This window comes from Yoonia sediminilitoris (genome assembly GCF_003058085.1).
Classification (GTDB): domain Bacteria; phylum Pseudomonadota; class Alphaproteobacteria; order Rhodobacterales; family Rhodobacteraceae; genus Yoonia; species Yoonia sediminilitoris.
This window is the reverse complement of record NZ_QBUD01000002.1, coordinates 653,407-667,634: the sequence shown is the minus strand read 5'-3', so window position 1 is coordinate 667,634 and position 14,228 is coordinate 653,407. Positions and strand designations below refer to the sequence as shown.

18 protein-coding genes are annotated in these 14,228 nt (G+C 58.8%); 10 read left to right on the top strand and 8 right to left on the bottom strand.

Going from position 1 to position 14,228, the window contains the following annotated elements:
- Positions 1-233: 233 nt before the first annotated feature.
- Entirely contained in the window at positions 234-1,511 is a 1,278-nt protein-coding gene (locus C8N45_RS08080; RefSeq protein ID WP_108385781.1) for an RsmB/NOP family class I SAM-dependent RNA methyltransferase, read from the bottom strand.
- A 70-nt stretch (positions 1,512-1,581) separates the two neighbouring features.
- On the opposite strand from C8N45_RS08080, the gene C8N45_RS08075 reads away from it, so the two are divergent.
- Together C8N45_RS08075 and C8N45_RS08070 are read left to right on the top strand one after the other, a co-directional pair.
- Positions 1,582-1,755, top strand: a complete 174-nt coding sequence (locus C8N45_RS08075; RefSeq protein WP_108385695.1) for a DUF1674 domain-containing protein — start codon at positions 1,582-1,584, stop codon at positions 1,753-1,755.
- Positions 1,756-1,782: 27 nt separating this feature from the next.
- On the top strand, positions 1,783-2,040 hold the full coding sequence (locus C8N45_RS08070; RefSeq protein WP_133175957.1) for a hypothetical protein: 258 nt from the start codon (positions 1,783-1,785) through the stop codon (positions 2,038-2,040).
- Between the two features lie 13 nt (positions 2,041-2,053).
- Here C8N45_RS08070 and C8N45_RS08065 read toward each other — a convergent pair whose 3' ends face one another.
- From C8N45_RS08065 to dapB, 3 genes are read right to left on the bottom strand one after another with little or no spacing between them, the layout of a single operon-like run.
- On the bottom strand, positions 2,054-2,719 hold the full coding sequence (locus C8N45_RS08065) for an aspartate/glutamate racemase family protein (protein WP_108385693.1): 666 nt from the start codon (positions 2,717-2,719) through the stop codon (positions 2,054-2,056).
- Between the two features lie 31 nt (positions 2,720-2,750).
- Positions 2,751-3,107 (bottom strand): dihydrodipicolinate reductase, encoded by a 357-nt coding sequence (locus tag C8N45_RS08060; protein ID WP_108385692.1) that lies wholly within the window; start codon positions 3,105-3,107, stop codon positions 2,751-2,753.
- A gap of 55 nt (positions 3,108-3,162) precedes the next feature.
- Positions 3,163-3,987 (bottom strand): 4-hydroxy-tetrahydrodipicolinate reductase, encoded by an 825-nt coding sequence (gene dapB / locus C8N45_RS08055; RefSeq protein ID WP_108385691.1) that lies wholly within the window; start codon positions 3,985-3,987, stop codon positions 3,163-3,165.
- Between the two features lie 98 nt (positions 3,988-4,085).
- Between dapB and rbfA the strand changes: the two genes are divergently transcribed.
- On the top strand, positions 4,086-4,484 hold the full coding sequence (rbfA, locus tag C8N45_RS08050; protein WP_108385690.1) for a 30S ribosome-binding factor RbfA: 399 nt from the start codon (positions 4,086-4,088) through the stop codon (positions 4,482-4,484).
- Position 4,485: 1 nt separating this feature from the next.
- Positions 4,486-5,199 (top strand): phosphodiester glycosidase family protein, encoded by a 714-nt coding sequence (locus C8N45_RS08045; RefSeq protein WP_108385689.1) that lies wholly within the window; start codon positions 4,486-4,488, stop codon positions 5,197-5,199.
- Here the strand turns inward: C8N45_RS08045 and C8N45_RS08040 are convergent.
- Complete coding sequence (locus tag C8N45_RS08040; RefSeq protein ID WP_108385688.1) at positions 5,193-5,633, bottom strand: NUDIX hydrolase; 441 nt, start codon at positions 5,631-5,633, stop codon at positions 5,193-5,195. The genes C8N45_RS08045 and C8N45_RS08040 overlap by 7 nt on opposite strands.
- Entirely contained in the window at positions 5,630-6,253 is a 624-nt protein-coding gene (locus C8N45_RS08035; RefSeq protein WP_245882597.1) for an SGNH/GDSL hydrolase family protein, read from the bottom strand. Before C8N45_RS08035 ends, C8N45_RS08040 begins: the two co-directional genes overlap by 4 nt.
- A 125-nt stretch (positions 6,254-6,378) precedes the next feature.
- Here C8N45_RS08035 and C8N45_RS08030 point away from each other — a divergent pair, with 125 nt between their 5' ends.
- Genes C8N45_RS08030 through C8N45_RS08015 form a run of 4 tightly spaced genes read left to right on the top strand, consistent with a single transcriptional unit; the run spans position 6,379 to position 8,488 of the window.
- Complete coding sequence (locus C8N45_RS08030; protein WP_108385686.1) at positions 6,379-7,287, top strand: thioredoxin family protein; 909 nt, start codon at positions 6,379-6,381, stop codon at positions 7,285-7,287.
- Positions 7,288-7,314: 27 nt separating this feature from the next.
- Positions 7,315-7,956, top strand: coding sequence for an LON peptidase substrate-binding domain-containing protein (locus tag C8N45_RS08025; RefSeq protein ID WP_108385685.1), 642 nt, complete (start codon positions 7,315-7,317; stop codon positions 7,954-7,956).
- A complete protein-coding gene (locus C8N45_RS08020; RefSeq protein WP_108385684.1) occupies positions 7,953-8,132 on the top strand; it encodes a Trm112 family protein in 180 nt (59 codons plus the stop codon). The genes C8N45_RS08025 and C8N45_RS08020 overlap by 4 nt, the downstream gene beginning before the upstream one ends.
- A 56-nt stretch (positions 8,133-8,188) precedes the next feature.
- Positions 8,189-8,488 (top strand): hypothetical protein, encoded by a 300-nt coding sequence (locus C8N45_RS08015; RefSeq protein WP_108385683.1) that lies wholly within the window; start codon positions 8,189-8,191, stop codon positions 8,486-8,488.
- On the opposite strand, the gene C8N45_RS08010 is transcribed toward C8N45_RS08015, so the two are convergent.
- A complete protein-coding gene (locus C8N45_RS08010; RefSeq protein ID WP_108385682.1) occupies positions 8,466-9,368 on the bottom strand; it encodes a LysR family transcriptional regulator in 903 nt (300 codons plus the stop codon). The genes C8N45_RS08015 and C8N45_RS08010 overlap by 23 nt on opposite strands.
- Positions 9,369-9,476: 108 nt before the next feature.
- Here C8N45_RS08010 and C8N45_RS08005 point away from each other — a divergent pair, with 108 nt between their 5' ends.
- Both C8N45_RS08005 and C8N45_RS08000 read left to right on the top strand, forming a co-directional pair.
- Positions 9,477-11,003, top strand: a complete 1,527-nt coding sequence (locus C8N45_RS08005) for a trimethylamine methyltransferase family protein (protein WP_108385681.1) — start codon at positions 9,477-9,479, stop codon at positions 11,001-11,003.
- A gap of 9 nt (positions 11,004-11,012) precedes the next feature.
- Positions 11,013-11,912 (top strand): NAD(P)-dependent oxidoreductase, encoded by a 900-nt coding sequence (locus C8N45_RS08000; RefSeq protein ID WP_108385780.1) that lies wholly within the window; start codon positions 11,013-11,015, stop codon positions 11,910-11,912.
- Between the two features lie 70 nt (positions 11,913-11,982).
- Here the strand turns inward: C8N45_RS08000 and C8N45_RS07995 are convergent, their stop codons facing one another.
- A complete protein-coding gene (locus C8N45_RS07995; RefSeq protein ID WP_108385680.1) occupies positions 11,983-14,223 on the bottom strand; it encodes a glycosyltransferase family protein in 2,241 nt (746 codons plus the stop codon).
- Positions 14,224-14,228 lie beyond the last annotated feature (5 nt).

The following is a 14,228-nucleotide window of genomic DNA, read 5'->3' as shown; positions in this document are numbered from 1 at the left end:
CCCCGCCCTGTTTTGGCGAATCATAGGAAAGGAATGCGGGCAAGTCACTGTGAAACGTCGCAGGCGGCGGCGATTTGGGTCAGGTTCCACTGTAACGCAGGCAAAGCCTGTGCTCCGAACCAAGGACGCAAGGTTTCTTGTTTCGACTTGCGATGCAAGCCGACAGACCGGGGGCTTTGCCCCCGGACCCCCAGGATATTTTGGCCAAAAGAAGTCGAACCCTGTGTTTGTGATCAGGCCGCGTTGTGCCGCAGTACGGACATGTAAAACCCGTCCATACCGCCAAGATCAGGCCAATAGTCAGGCCGCAGGCGGAGCCCGCCTTCGTCCGTAATCCATGCGGGGTCTACGCCGGGAATATCCAGCGCGCTGCGGTCTGCTTGCAAATGCGGGTGTCGCTCCAGCGCGTCTTCGACCTGCACTTCGCCTTCATCTGGCAGAAGCGAGCAGGTGCAGAACACCAGCCGCCCGCCGGGTTTGAGCAATGTCAGCGCGTGATCGATCATGGTTTCCTGCTGCGCGATCAGTGCGCCGAATTCCGACCCGTCCTTGGCGTAGGGCAAATCCGGGTGGCGGCGGATCGTGCCGGTGGCCGAACAGGGCGCATCAAGCAAAACTGCATCGTACCCGCCCTCATCATATTCAAAGGCATCGCTGATGACTGTTTTGGCCTGCAAACCGGTACGCTGCAGGTTCTCTTGGACCCGCGCCATGCGTCGTGCGGACATATCCACGGCCGTCACCTGTGCCCCACCCGCAGCCAGTTGCAGCGTCTTGCCGCCGGGGGCTGCGCACAGGTCAAGCACGCGCAATCCGGTGACGTCGCCCAGCAGTTTGACCGGCAGTGCCGCTGCCGCATCCTGCACCCACCAATCGCCTGTTTCATAGCCTGGCAGGGCAGACACCTGCCCATGATCCGCCAGTCGGACGGACCCTGTCGGCAGCACCGTGCCGCCGACCGCATCAGCCAAAGCTACGGGGTCGGTTCTAGCGGTCAGGTCAAGCGGCGCCCCTGCGAAATGCGCAACCTCTATGCCCGTCACAGCTTCGCGCCCCCATGCCGCCACCAGCGGCTGTCGCAACCAGCCCGGCGTAAGCGGCAGGGCGCGTTTTGCCCAGCCTTCGGGACCTTCATCCGCGATCTTGCGCAAGACTGCGTTGGTCAGCCCCTTCATGGCTTGCGTACGCTTGTTCCGCGCTACGATTTCAACATAGGCGTTCACGACACCGTGCGCCGCTGCCCCTGAACAAAGTTCTATCACCCCAAGGCGCAGCGCATTCATCACATGGGTTGGTGGCGTCTTCTTGATGTAGGGTTTCAACATCCGGTCCGCACGGTCCAGACCGCGCAAGGCTTCGGTTGCAAGGCGCTGGGCGCGGGCGCGATCCTCTGGCCCGAGGCTGGCAAGGGCGCCGCTGCCAACAAGTTCGGACATAAGTCGTCCTTCATCGATGATCTGCATCAGCAGATGATGGGCAGTGCGGCGGGCGGACAGACCGGTTTGGCGCATGGAAGCGATCCCTTGAACGTGGCTGATTGCGGGGTATATCAAACCCGTGCGCCTCACAAGGAGACGGGACATGACCGACGAAGCCAAAGACCTGCCGGATGCTGCCAAACGCGCATTGGCCGAAGCCCAAGAGCGGCGCATGCAAGCAAGCGCCGATCTGCCGCCCGAATTGGGAGGACGTGACGGGCCGGAACCGGTGCGATATGGTGACTGGGAAAGAAAAGGGATCGCCGTCGATTTTTGAACGGGGCCCGACACAGAGGATCAGAGCATGAAACGTATAGCTATTGTCGCCACCATTCTAATGGGCACTGCAGCTCAGGCCCAAGACGCCTGCACGCCCGACGCGATCCAAAGCAAATCAGGCCAAGCCACAGCCGCGATCCAGACCATCGCGTCGGCCAACCCGAGCCGTGGTCAGGAACTTACCGCCGAAATCGAGGCCATGATGACCGCCATTCAGGAAGGCGCGGACATCGCTACGGTGTGTGTCTTTTTCGACAAGGTCATCGCCGAAGCACAAGGCTAACCAGCCAAGCCTATCACGATGAGTTTTCCGCTTGGTGGGATGTGGCGATGGCCGCAGCCTGTTTGGCCGCCATCAATGGTGAAGACATCACCGGCACACCCACGTCAGCCAACGGCTCTTCCGCAACGGTCATGGACGCCTGTGCCAGCAAGATGCAGTCTGGTTTCGCGCCACTCTTCAAAGCATTCCTGACGGCATCCGCAATTTCGGCGGCGTAGCCCTGCGTATCTCCGTTTTCGAAACAGGCCCATGCACTGGCGCAGAGCACCACCTGTGGCCGGATCGCGCGCCCTCGCTCAGCTGCACATTCCTGCAATAGCGCCAGTGTCGATTGACGCGTGCTTTCCAGACAGATGGCGACCAGAATGTCGGGACCGGTCTTGCAGGCCGTTTCCATCATGGGACGGTCAATGCGCAGGATATGCGGCGCGTCCCTTGCCATTTGATCCGCCAGTGGCCCAAGCGTGGAGCAGGTGCAGATCACCGCATCGGCGCCAGACAGGGTTTGCAAGGCGGCGATTGTGTGGGCTTGCACCGAATCCAGACCATATGCGCGCGCATCTTCGAGCAGATCGGGCCGGACAAGGTGCGTTATATTTGCGCCCACGTGCAGGCTGTCAAACAGGGCGTCGAATGTTGCAACGTGAACATCTGCCGTGTGAAGCAGGGCAATTTCCATCGGCTCGTTTCAGGTCTGCGGCGATCACGCCTTAGTTGATGCTGAATGAGGCAGAGTCACCTGCGCCCTGATCAACTGTAAAGCGTATATTCGAACCATCAACTTCGACTAGCTGGCAGTTATAGGGAATAGGATCGTCACCCCAGCGCATTTCGCGACAGAAATAGCCGCCTTTCCACGACCACGACCCTTCGATGGGCCAGCCGATTGCGCTGCCGGCAATCTGTCCATCGTTGAGGACGTTCAGCCGCACGCCGTACAGTCTGTTGCGCAGCAATTTTCCGTCGACCAGCGACATGAATGTGTCCTTGTCGGTGATCGGGGCGTAATCAGCCACCGCCGGTGTGGCCCCGATCATCAAAGCGAGTGCAATCATCGTTCGTTTCATGGCGTACCTCTTTTGGTGCGATTTGAAATTTATACGACTAAACTTTCGTTTCGGTTCACTTGTTATGCAATGACAAGCCCAGCACATCGAGCATGTTATACAGGCCGCTGGGCTGATTCTGGGCCCAGATCGCGGCCTTGAGCGCGCCGCGCGCAAAAATACCCCTGTCGGTTGCCATGTGGCGCAGAATGATTCGCTCTCCGGGGGCCGCGAACAGAACGTCATGTTCGCCGACGATGTCACCGCCCCTGATCGCGCTGAAACCGATATCGCCCCGCTTGCGCGCACCGGTGATCCCGTCGCGCCCGCTGTCGCTGACCTTGCTGAGGGTGACGCCGCGCCCTTCGGCGGCAGCTTCGCCCAGCATCAGGGCAGTGCCGGACGGGGCGTCGACCTTTTGGTTGTGATGGGCCTCGATCACTTCGATGTCGAAATCTTCGTCCAGCGCGGCGGCAACCTGTTTGGTCAGTTGCACCAGCAGATTGACCCCCAGCGACATGTTGCCTGCCTGTACGATGGTAGTCTGTTCGGCGGCTTTGCGGATAGCCGCCATGTCATCATCAGTCAGGCCGGTTGTGCCGATGATGTGGATGATCCCGGCCTTTGCTGCCTGTTGCGCAAAGGCGATGCTGCCTGCGGGTCGGGTGAAGTCGATCACGATTTGCGCATTGGCAAAGGCAGCGGCCACATCATCCGTGACGCTCACTCCGACAGGCTGTCCGCCCATCAAGGTGCCGATGTCCTGCCCGACCCATGCGTGACCCGGCTGTTCCAGCACGCCCGCAAGCGTGCAGCGGTCGGACTCCAGCACGGTCTTGACCAACATTTGGCCCATCTTGCCTGATCCGCCAGTGATCACGATCCCGGGTGTGTCTGTCATGGTGTGGTCCTTTCATTTCCGTCATGTTCTTAGCGGTGCTTTGCCTTCGGCGCAAAGCCTTGCTTGGCATGGGCGCTGTCTGGGCGTAAAGGGGGAGTATGGCAAAGAACAACAGTACCAGAGATGGCAAGGCCCCGACGCAGCGCATGTTGCGGGTGGGCGAACAATTCCGCCGCATCCTGTCAGAGGTGTTGCAGCGCGGCGATGTGCATGATGACGAACTGGCGCGCATGTCGATTACGGTCGGCGAAGTGCGCATGACGTCTGATTTGCGCATTGCGACCGCCTTTGTGCTGCCGCTGGGCGGTCAGGGCAAGGAAGAAGCGCTGGCGGCACTGCGCCGCAACAAGCATGAGATCAGGCATCTTGTGGTCAAGGGCGGATCGATGAAATATGCCCCCGAATTGCGGTTTGAAATTGACGGCACCTTTGACCAGATGGACGCGACCCGCGCGCTTTTGTCGGAAAACCATGTGCGGCAGGATCTGGACGACTAGGATGCGCTGGCTGGCCGTTCTACTGTGGTTCGCGCCCCCTGTCGGGGCCGTGACCTGTACAGATGTCGACTATCGGGGAAAAAGCTTTACCACCTGCACGGTCGATACGACGACCGAAGACCTGCAATTGTTCCATGCGGATGATGACGGCCAGGTTCTGGGCAGTTTCAGTGCGATTGAGGAAGTGCTTGCCGGGCGAAAGCTGGCCTTTGCGATGAACGCGGGCATGTACCATGAGGATCGCGCCCCCGTTGGCCATTATGTCGAGGACAGCGTCGAGAAGATGCGGGTCATCACCAACCCCGGCCCCGGCAACTTTGGCCTGTTGCCCAACGGGGTCTTTTGCATAAACGAAGGCAGTGCGCGGGTCTATGAGACGCTGGATTATGTCGCAAGGGCACCGCAATGCCGTGATGCCACGCAATCGGGGCCGATGCTGGTGATTGATGGTGAACTGCATCCGCGTTTCCTGCCCGACAGCACGTCGCGGTTTATCCGCAATGGTGTTGGCACGACTGCCGACGGCGGGCAGGCGATCTTTGTGATCTCGAATGATCCGGTCAGCTTTCACGAATTCGGCAGCTTTTTTCGTGTTTATCTGGGCCTGCCCGATGCGCTGTATTTCGACGGGAAAGTGTCCAGATTATATGCCCCTGACTTGGGGCGGTCTGACTTCGGGTTTCAATTGGGTCCGATTGTTGGCGTTGTTCAGTAGGAGGATGGATCAAGATCCATCTTACGCTGCTTCAAGGTTATCGCCTGTTCGAGCACCAATTCAAGATTTTCAGTAATATCCAGCGCGCCAACCTGCCCCAACGGCACCCAGCGCGCATCGGCGGCATCATCCCTGGCAAGAGGCGTGCCGCTGACATAGTCGCAGCAGACTGCTGCCAGCAGAAAGTGATACTGGATATCCCCCTGCGCATCTCGCTGGATCACATCCACATTCGTCAGATAGGCGGGTGATGTTCCAACGACAGTGGTTTCTTCGTGCAATTCGCGCAAAGCACCGGCCAGCGCCGTTTCCCCCAGCTCCACATGTCCGCCGGGAAATCCCCATTTGCCTGCGTTTGGCTCTTTGCCCCGTTGCACCAGCAGCACGTGGCTGTCGCGGATCACAACCGCGATCACACCAAGGACGGGTTTCATAGGGTTGCGATCTTGTCTGCGATGGCGTGGCCCAGAGCCACATGTGCGTCCGCGTCGAAATGCACGCCATCAATCGGGCTGGCCTTTATGAATTGCCCCGCATTCAGGAAATGCACACCCCATGTGTCTGCCAGCGCCGCATAGTGCATTGGCAGGTCCGCTGATTTGCTGGCCCCCAGATAAAAATCGCGTCCGAATGTGCCGCATTCGATCACAGGCGGCGGGCAAACCATCAGGATCTGAAATCCATCATGCCGGGTCTGATATTCCGTGCTGTGCGCGATACTGAGCAGACTTGCCATGCCGCCGGTGACCATCTGCGCTGTTGCCCCGAATTTGGCCTGCAAGTCATTGGTGCCCAGCATCACCACCAGCAGATCAATTGGCCCGTGGCTTTCCAGCGCGATCCGCAGGCCGGTTTGCCCGTTCATATGCGGCCCCATGTCCGGACAGTTCCGATTGGTCGTGCGGCCGGGCAATCCTTCTTCGATCAGCGCCCATTGGGGCCCGAGTGCCGCATCAGTAACCGTAGGCCAGCGTACCCCCGCGGGCAGCCGCCCGTAGCTGTCGCGGACCGGCATTGGCGGTGTGCCGTGGGTGTTGCTATCACCAAATGTCATGAAAACCTGTGTCATTTGTCAAAGCTAGGACGGTGATGCCAAATGGTAAAGCGCCATTGCCCCTTGGCGTTTGCCTTGGAAAGGCACATATATGCCCCAAACCTGAGACATAGGAGAATTGAGCGATGCTGGAACTGGGCGATACGAAGGCTGCAACCGATCTGGTGATTGAGGGATCTGACGCCGGTTTCGCGACCGACGTGATCGAAGCATCCCAGACTGTCCCGGTGATAGTCGATTTCTGGGCGCAATGGTGCGGGCCATGCAAAACGCTGGGTCCGGCATTGGAAGCCGCTGTGCAAAAGGCGGGTGGCCGGGTCAAGATGGTCAAGATCGACGTGGACGCCAACCAAGTCTATGCCGGGCAATTGCAGGTGCAGTCCATACCGACAGTCTATGCCTTTTATCAGGGCCGTCCGGTTGACGGATTTCAGGGCGCCTTGCCCCCGTCCGAGATTGAAGCCTTTGTAAACAAGGTCGCTGATCTTGCGGGCAATCCCGAAGCCGAAGGGCTGGCGGAAGCGATCGAGGCGGCAGAGCAAATGCTGGCCGAGGGCGCGGCAACAGATGCCGCCGAAACTTTTGCCGCGATCTTGCAGGAAGAACCAGCCAACCCGGCAGCCTATGCGGGGCTTGTTCGGTCTCATCTGGCAATGGGCGATGTGGATCAGGCCGAAGCGATCCTGAACGGGGCCCCTGCGGAAATTTCCACGCATGCAGCGCTTGAGGCGGCACATGCGCAAATTACGCTTTCCCGTGAAGCGGCCAATGCAGGGCCCGTTGCGGAATTACAGGACACAGTGGCCGCAGAGCCCGACAACCATCAGGCCCGATTTGATCTTGCGACCGCCCTGCACGCCAATGGCAAAGTCGAAGAAGCTGTCGCCGAGCTACTGGAGCTTTTCCGGCGCGACAGGGACTGGAACGATGGTGCAGCCAAGACCCAGCTTTTCACCATCTTTGATGCGCTTGATGCCAAGGACCCGGTTGTGCTGAACGGCCGGCGCAAATTGTCGTCACTTATATTTGCCTGATCAAACCTGCGGGCTAAATAACTTGCTATGATTTCATCCACCGACCTGCCAGACACACTTCCTGTGTTTCCCTTGCCGGGCGCGCTGCTTCTGCCGCGCTCGCGTTTGCCGCTGCATTTGTTTGAGCCGCGCTATCTTGCGATGCTAGATGATGTGTTGAAAACTTCTTCCCGGTTAATCGGGATGGTGCAGCCCTACGACGCACCGGGCCAGTCCGGTAAATTGCATACAATCGGATGTGCCGGCAAATTGACTGCCTTTTCGGAGACCGAAGACGGCCGTTATATGGTCACCTTGTCGGGGGCCTCGCGCTTTCGGATCGTGGAAGAGGTCGAAGGATTCACCCCATACCGCCGCTGCAAGGTAAACTGGGACGGCTTTGACCGTGACCTCGGCACCTGTGAAAAGGACCCAGAATTTGACCGCCCGGCCTTTATGTCGGCCCTGAACCGGTTTTTCGAGGATCGCGGACTCTCGACCGATTGGGACAGCCTGAGCGAGGCGGATGATGAGTTGTTGATCAATTCGCTGTCGATGCTGTGCCCGTTTGAGCCCGAGGACAAACAGGCCCTGCTCGAGGCACCATCCTTGTCCACACGGCGCGAAACCCTGACCACGCTGATCGAATTTTCCCTGCGCGGGGGATCAGGCGAGGAAATGATGCAATGAGCGAAACGCAAGTCGATCCCAAAATGCTCGAGGCGCTTGTCTGTCCGATGACACAGGCCACCCTGACCTATGACGCGGAAAAACAGGAACTGGTGTCAAAGCCTGCGAGGCTTGCCTTTCCAATCCGCAATGGCATCCCTGTGATGCTGGTCGATGAGGCGCGCAAACTGGATTAAATCTTTGTTCAGGTTTTTACGGTTCTTCTGCACCAAGGGGTACAGGAAGGATTCAGATGCAAAGTAACCTCCATCCGGCTGACGAACTCGCGCTTGTGCGCGAAGATATGAAACGATTGCAGGAGCGCGAGGCGTTTTTGCGCGACGGTTTCCTGCGGCAAAGCTGGTCACGCCGCGGCAGCGAGGCAGAGGTCGAAATCAAGGCAGTGCATTCGCGCGTCCTGCGCCGGGACAAGCTCCCCCGTGAAATCGTCAATGACCCGGAATATTGGGAGGACAGGCAGGTGCGTCACGTCCGGACCAAGCCGCTGGGCTACGATCAAACGGATGATGTCAGCCTTTTTGAACAGTCCTAGCAACTGTATCTTTCAGGGACGCGTCGGCGCCCCAACCGGAAAAATGCGACCGCAAGATTTTTTGCAATCGCTTGTAAGGCGTCCGGTGTCTGTTGCGCAGGTTCACACCGGCATAGACAGGCTGGGTGATGCGGGGGGCACCTTGTACCAATGTGCAATGCCCGGCATCCACAAGGGCCTTGGCGGAATGGGCGAGCACGTATCCCGTCGCGTTCATCGACATGAGCAAATCCAGCATCGCTGCGTTTTGTCCGACTGACAGCGGCACGGCCGAGAGTTCAGGTAAAAGCGTCGCATGGGTCAGAGCAAATGCGGGCGCGAAATTACCGAGGATGTAGCTGTCCGGAGCAATTTCGGTACGGTTTTGAAACCGTGTGGATACCATCACATAGTGCGTTTCGGCCACTGCTTCACAAAAGATGTCGGGATGGGTCTGCGGTGAATAAAGCACCGCAAGGTCCTGTGTCCCCCGCGCCAGATCGGCACACATTTGCGACGAATAGTCCCCTTCGAAGTAAAACGCAGTGTCCGGCATGGCAGCCCGGCAATCCGCAATCAGGCGATCAAACCCCAACCCGACCAGATCATGTTGAAGCCCTATACGCATCGACACGCCCGACGGCCCACTGTTGCGCGTCGCTTGCAGTGCTGTGTTCCATGAATGCCGCAGACTGCGGGCATGTGGCTCAAACCGCAGCCCATCAACCGTTAGCGACGTGCCCGAACGGGACCGCCGGAACAAGCGACGGCCGATGGTCTGTTCCAGTGATTTGATACGCCCCGATACCGTTGACTGGGTGATGTTCAGCCGGTCCGCAGTCTGATTGAAGCTCTTGGTTTCGCACAAGTCCAGAAATGTTTCGATCAATTCAATCTGCACGCCAGACTCCCTCTAATCGGATATGCCGATTAATATTATACGGAATGGCGAATTGATCTAATGGAAAATTCTCAGCACTCTTTTTTACATGCTGCAGGAGGTGTCATCATGGGATCAATCAGACGCACCGGAGGTCGAGCGGCGCGGGTGGCACTGCGCAGTGCCCCTTTGGCCGACAATGTGCGCCCGGTTCGCGCGGGGCTTTCCGGCGGTCAGTACAAGCCCCTGTCGGATGCAGATGTGCTGTGTATTCATGGCGCCGCTCTTGATGCGCTGGAACAGATTGGCCTGTCGCAGGCGCCCCCTTCGGGAATAGAAATCATGACGAGGGCCGGCGCAGTTCTGGGCGATGATGGCCGTCTGCGTTTCCCCCGCGCATTGGTCGAAGATATGCTGGCCCTTGCCGCGCGCAACATCACATTGCATGGACGGGATCCAAAGCATGACCTGCTTTTGTCAGGTACGCGGGTGCATTTCGGGACGGCAGGTGCAGCGGTTCATGTGGTTGATCTTGAAACCAATACCTACCGCGAAAGCACAGCACAGGATTTACATGATGCCGCCCGCATCACCCATGCGCTTGATAATGTGCATTTCTTTCAGCGGGCGATGGTCGCGCGTGATATCACAGACAATCTGGAACTGGATCTTAACACGATCTACGCCAGCGTGGCGGGCACGACAAAACATATCGGCACGTCCTTCAGTGACCCCAGCCACGTGGCCCCCTGCATGGACATGATCCATCGCCTTGCAGGCGATGAGGCGACCTACCGCGCGCGACCTTTTATTTCGAATTCGAATTGTTTTGTAGTCCCGCCGATGAAATTTGCCGAAGAAAGCTGTATCGCAATGGAACATTGCATCAGGGCCGGCATGCCGGTTTTGCTGCTGTCCGCGGGGCAGGCCGGGGCAACAGCCCCTGCCCCGATTGCGCTGGCGATTGTGCAGGCGGTGGCCGAATGTCTGGCGGGCGTTGTCTATGTCAATGCGCTGGCGCCGGGGCATCCGGCGGTCTTTGGCACTTGGCCATTTGTGTCTGATCTGCGCACTGGTGCCATGTCCGGCGGATCGTCTGAGCAGGCGTTGCTGACAGCAGGCTGCGCCCAGATGCACCGTTTCTACGACCTGCCCGGCGGGGCGGCGGCAGGAATATCCGACAGCAAACTGCCCGATATGCAGGCCGGATGGGAAACCGGGATTACCAATGTCATGGCGGGGCTTTCGGGGCTGAATATGGTTTACGAGGCTGCCGGGATGCACGCTTCCCTGTTGGGCTTCTGTCTGGAATCGCTGGTGCTGGGCGACGATGTTTTGGGGCAGGTCTTGCGCGCCGTCCGGGGGATTGACGTGACCGCCGACAGCACCTCGATTGAAGCGATGAAGTCTGTCTGTCTGGACGGTCCCGGCCATTATCTGGGGTCCGACCAGACCCTGAAACTGATGCAGACCGAATATATCTATCCGACCCTTGGCAACCGGATGAGCCCCAAGGAATGGGGCGAAGCCGATAGGCCGATGCTGCTGGACAAGGCCATCGCGCGCAAGAATGACATTCTGGCCAAGGCTAATCACCAGATTGACCCCGCGCTTGATGCGGCGATCCGCGCGGACTACAACATTTACTTCAACTAGGGATCGATGATGCACTACGGCTATATTGGACTGGGCAATCTGGGGGCTAACTGCGCGGCCTGTTTGCTCAAGGGGGGATTTGCCGTCACGGTGACGGACCTAGACAAGGGCAACGCCGGCGCACTACTGGACGCGGGGGCCATCTGGGCCGATACCCCTGCAGAAGTTGCCGCGTCGGTCGATCATGTGATCACCTGCCTGCCGTCGCCAGCTGTGACACGCACAGTCCTGTTGGAAATTCTGCCCGCGATGCAAGCCGGTGCAAACTGGATCGAGATGTCAACGCTCAGCCGCGATGATGTGCTGGCCATGGCGGCACTTGCGGCGTCCCATGAAGTACGGATGATGGAACTGCCTGTGACCGGCGGCGTACATCTGGCCGCACAAGGCAAGATCACCATGTTGGCAGGCGGTGATCAGGACCTGTTCGACCTGCATCTGCCCGCGCTTGAAGCCATGGGCGATCAAGTATTTCACATCGGCCCGCTTGGGTCGGCAGCGATCATCAAGGTCATCACGAACATGCTGGCCTTCATTCATCTGAAAGCCTGTGGCGAAGCGCTGATGCTGGCCAAACGCGGCGGGTTGGATTTGGGGCAGGCCTGGCACGCGATCAAGGCATCATCGGGCAATTCCTTTGTGCATGAAACCGAAGGTGCGCTGGTGCTGAACGGATCCTATGACATCGGCTTTAACATGGATCTTGTACTCAAGGATTTGGGGTTTGCGATGGATTTCGGCCGCGAATTCGAAGTGCCACTCGACCTTGCCGGGGCAACGCGCCAAAGCTATATCGCCGCACGCGCGGCCTATGGCGCAGAGGCACAATCGCCAATGGTCGTCAAACTGCTGGAAGATATGCTGGGAACCGACCTGCGCGCGGACGGGTTTCCGGCAAAGCTGCGCTAGAGCGTTTTGCTAAAAACCTGGATCATCTAGCGCGATAAAGGCCGGTTTTCCGATTTGGCTAGTGTCCGCCCTATCCGCTGCGGGCAAGTGCAAGCCCGAGTGGGCGGTTGGTGCGCACTGATGCCAGTTGTTCGGCGATGGCCACGGCGGCCTGTCGTCCGCCGCTTTCATAGGGCAAGTCGCCTGCCGCAGCTTTGACCTGCGCACGGAAATCCGCTGTCAGGCAGGGACCAAGCGTGGCGTCCAGCCTTGGTGCGTCGCTGTTGCGGATGCACGCCGCCAGCCCGCTGACAGCTGCGAAATGCGCGCGCACATGTTGATGATCCATCTCGGGTGCTTCATTGGGTACGAATAATGTTGGGATGCCCCCATAAACACTTTCATGAAACCCGTTGTAGCCCGCCGTTGTGATCAGCAGATCAATGGCGCTTCCGTAACGGGCCAGAGGGTAGATCTGCCTTTGCGGCAGGCCCATCCCATCGTCCTTTTTGGCCAGCGGGTTCACGATTTCGATGGCGCTGACATCCTGCTGCAAAAGGCTATTGGCAATCTGCGCGCGCAGCTGCGCGAAATCCATATTCTGGCGCGACCCAAGCTGTACGGCGACGTTGCACCTCTTGGGATCAAGATCAAGAGCCGCCGCCGCAGCTTCCCTGTCCAGTGCCTCGCCGGGTTCAACCAACAGGACCGGTCCGACGCGAAGCGCCCCGCGCAGTTGCGCTGTCGGTCCGTGGTCGTGGTCACGGGCCATCTCGCCGGGTTCAAGGACCAGATCGAATGACTTTTCGATGCCGGGGTCAAGCTTGTGGTGTGGCTGCCATAGCCCGCGCCGGACCCAGACCCATGACAAATCCGTGCGTTTGTTCAGCACTGTCATCAGGCCCGGAAACGGGTGATTGCTGTCAAATACGACCCCTTGCGCGCCCGTGGCATCCAATGCCGCCAACAGTTCCAGCGCAAAAACGTCGTTCCAAGAACTTTCTGTTACGCCCGATTTGCCAAAGGACGGGATGTAATCCGCGCTATAACCTGCCTTGCGGACGATGCTTGTGGCGAGCGACAGGGTCAGGAAAACAGGTTCGATCCAGTCGGGCAAATGTTTCGCGATGGCCATCAGGCGGGTGACATGGCCAAGCCCGATGCCATTGCTGGCCACCATCAACACACGGGTACGCGCAGGTCCCGCAGGCATTTTGGCCTGTGTCGTGACGGCAGGCGGCGGCGTGTCGACGCTTTTCAATCGCAGCGGATAGGGCAAGCGCGCGCCGATATCTTCAGCCAGTTCCTGCATGCGCTTACCATAGGATTTGATCGCATAATGTGTATGCACAATGCGGCGTGCAGCAAGGCTCTGTCTGCGGTAATCGTCGGGTTGGGCCCTGAAACGATCAATGACCGACATCACCTCGTCAGGGTGGGCATAGACTGCGCCATCACCGAAAAGCTGCCGAAATCGGGGTGGGAGGATAACCACAAGCCCAGAGGCCATGGCCTCTGCGATGGCCAAACCAAATGCTTCAACCCAGCGGCTGGAATGGAAATAGACGTAGAAATCCAGCCCGGCCAGAAAGTCGGCCACGCCCGTTTCTGTGAATTCCTGAACATACATGTTGCGCGGCCATTCCATCCCTTGGGGCAGGTACGCCTCGCCCAGAATGCGGATCGTGATGTTATCGGCAACCGGATAGGCGGCTTGACAGTCAGTTGCATCATCCGGCCATTTCAGCGGGTCTTTGCGCGAATGCCTTCCAATAACCACTTGATCAACCGGCGCTGGTCTGGTGCGGGCGGGCCATTCTGTTTCATCCACGATGTTCAGGAAATCGTGCCGGACGATGCGTTCTGCCGATACCCCGATTTCAAGCAACTGTTGCCGCACAATTGGCCCGACGGGGGCCAGAAAAACCGGGGCGCAATAGCTCGCCTCGAGTGCGGCAATCAACTTTTCAGTGTCGTACTGCGGGTGATGGCGCCCATCAAGTGGCGGGTGGTGCAGCACGGCGACAACCTTGCGGGGCTGTAGCCGCGGACGTTGCAGCGGTAAATTCTGGAACACGAACGGATGATGCGCGAGCAGGATTTCACAGGTCGCCTGCGCATCGTAGGACAACATCGGGAAATCGAGCGCCGCAACCGCAGCCTGCACACGCGGGGCAAATCCGTAGCAGGGGCGTTCCTTCATTCCGTGATACGGCAACAATGCGGATTTCAGGCCCCATCGATGGGCAGCGACAATTTCTGTGCGCAAGGCAGATGCTGTGCCACCGCGAAATCGCGGGTCTGCGGCATGTACGATATCAAAGTGATCCATGCGCG

Excerpts from the sequence above, each read along its gene's own strand:
- C8N45_RS08080 (WP_108385781.1), bottom strand. The coding sequence starts at position 1,511 with ATGCGCCAAACCGGTCTGTCCGCCCGCCGCACTGCCCATCATCTGCTG.
- C8N45_RS08075 (WP_108385695.1), top strand. The coding sequence starts at position 1,582 with ATGACCGACGAAGCCAAAGACCTGCCGGATGCTGCCAAACGCGCATTG.
- C8N45_RS08070 (WP_133175957.1), top strand. The coding sequence starts at position 1,783 with ATGAAACGTATAGCTATTGTCGCCACCATTCTAATGGGCACTGCAGCT.
- C8N45_RS08065 (WP_108385693.1), bottom strand. The coding sequence starts at position 2,719 with ATGGAAATTGCCCTGCTTCACACGGCAGATGTTCACGTTGCAACATTC.
- C8N45_RS08060 (WP_108385692.1), bottom strand. The coding sequence starts at position 3,107 with ATGAAACGAACGATGATTGCACTCGCTTTGATGATCGGGGCCACACCG.
- dapB (WP_108385691.1), bottom strand. The coding sequence starts at position 3,987 with ATGACAGACACACCCGGGATCGTGATCACTGGCGGATCAGGCAAGATG.
- rbfA (WP_108385690.1), top strand. The coding sequence starts at position 4,086 with ATGGCAAAGAACAACAGTACCAGAGATGGCAAGGCCCCGACGCAGCGC.
- C8N45_RS08045 (WP_108385689.1), top strand. The coding sequence starts at position 4,486 with ATGCGCTGGCTGGCCGTTCTACTGTGGTTCGCGCCCCCTGTCGGGGCC.
- C8N45_RS08040 (WP_108385688.1), bottom strand. The coding sequence starts at position 5,633 with ATGAAACCCGTCCTTGGTGTGATCGCGGTTGTGATCCGCGACAGCCAC.
- C8N45_RS08035 (WP_245882597.1), bottom strand. The coding sequence starts at position 6,253 with ATGACATTTGGTGATAGCAACACCCACGGCACACCGCCAATGCCGGTC.
- C8N45_RS08030 (WP_108385686.1), top strand. The coding sequence starts at position 6,379 with ATGCTGGAACTGGGCGATACGAAGGCTGCAACCGATCTGGTGATTGAG.
- C8N45_RS08025 (WP_108385685.1), top strand. The coding sequence starts at position 7,315 with ATGATTTCATCCACCGACCTGCCAGACACACTTCCTGTGTTTCCCTTG.
- C8N45_RS08020 (WP_108385684.1), top strand. The coding sequence starts at position 7,953 with ATGAGCGAAACGCAAGTCGATCCCAAAATGCTCGAGGCGCTTGTCTGT.
- C8N45_RS08015 (WP_108385683.1), top strand. The coding sequence starts at position 8,189 with ATGCAAAGTAACCTCCATCCGGCTGACGAACTCGCGCTTGTGCGCGAA.
- C8N45_RS08005 (WP_108385681.1), top strand. The coding sequence starts at position 9,477 with ATGGGATCAATCAGACGCACCGGAGGTCGAGCGGCGCGGGTGGCACTG.
- C8N45_RS08000 (WP_108385780.1), top strand. The coding sequence starts at position 11,013 with ATGCACTACGGCTATATTGGACTGGGCAATCTGGGGGCTAACTGCGCG.
- C8N45_RS07995 (WP_108385680.1), bottom strand. The coding sequence starts at position 14,223 with ATGGATCACTTTGATATCGTACATGCCGCAGACCCGCGATTTCGCGGT.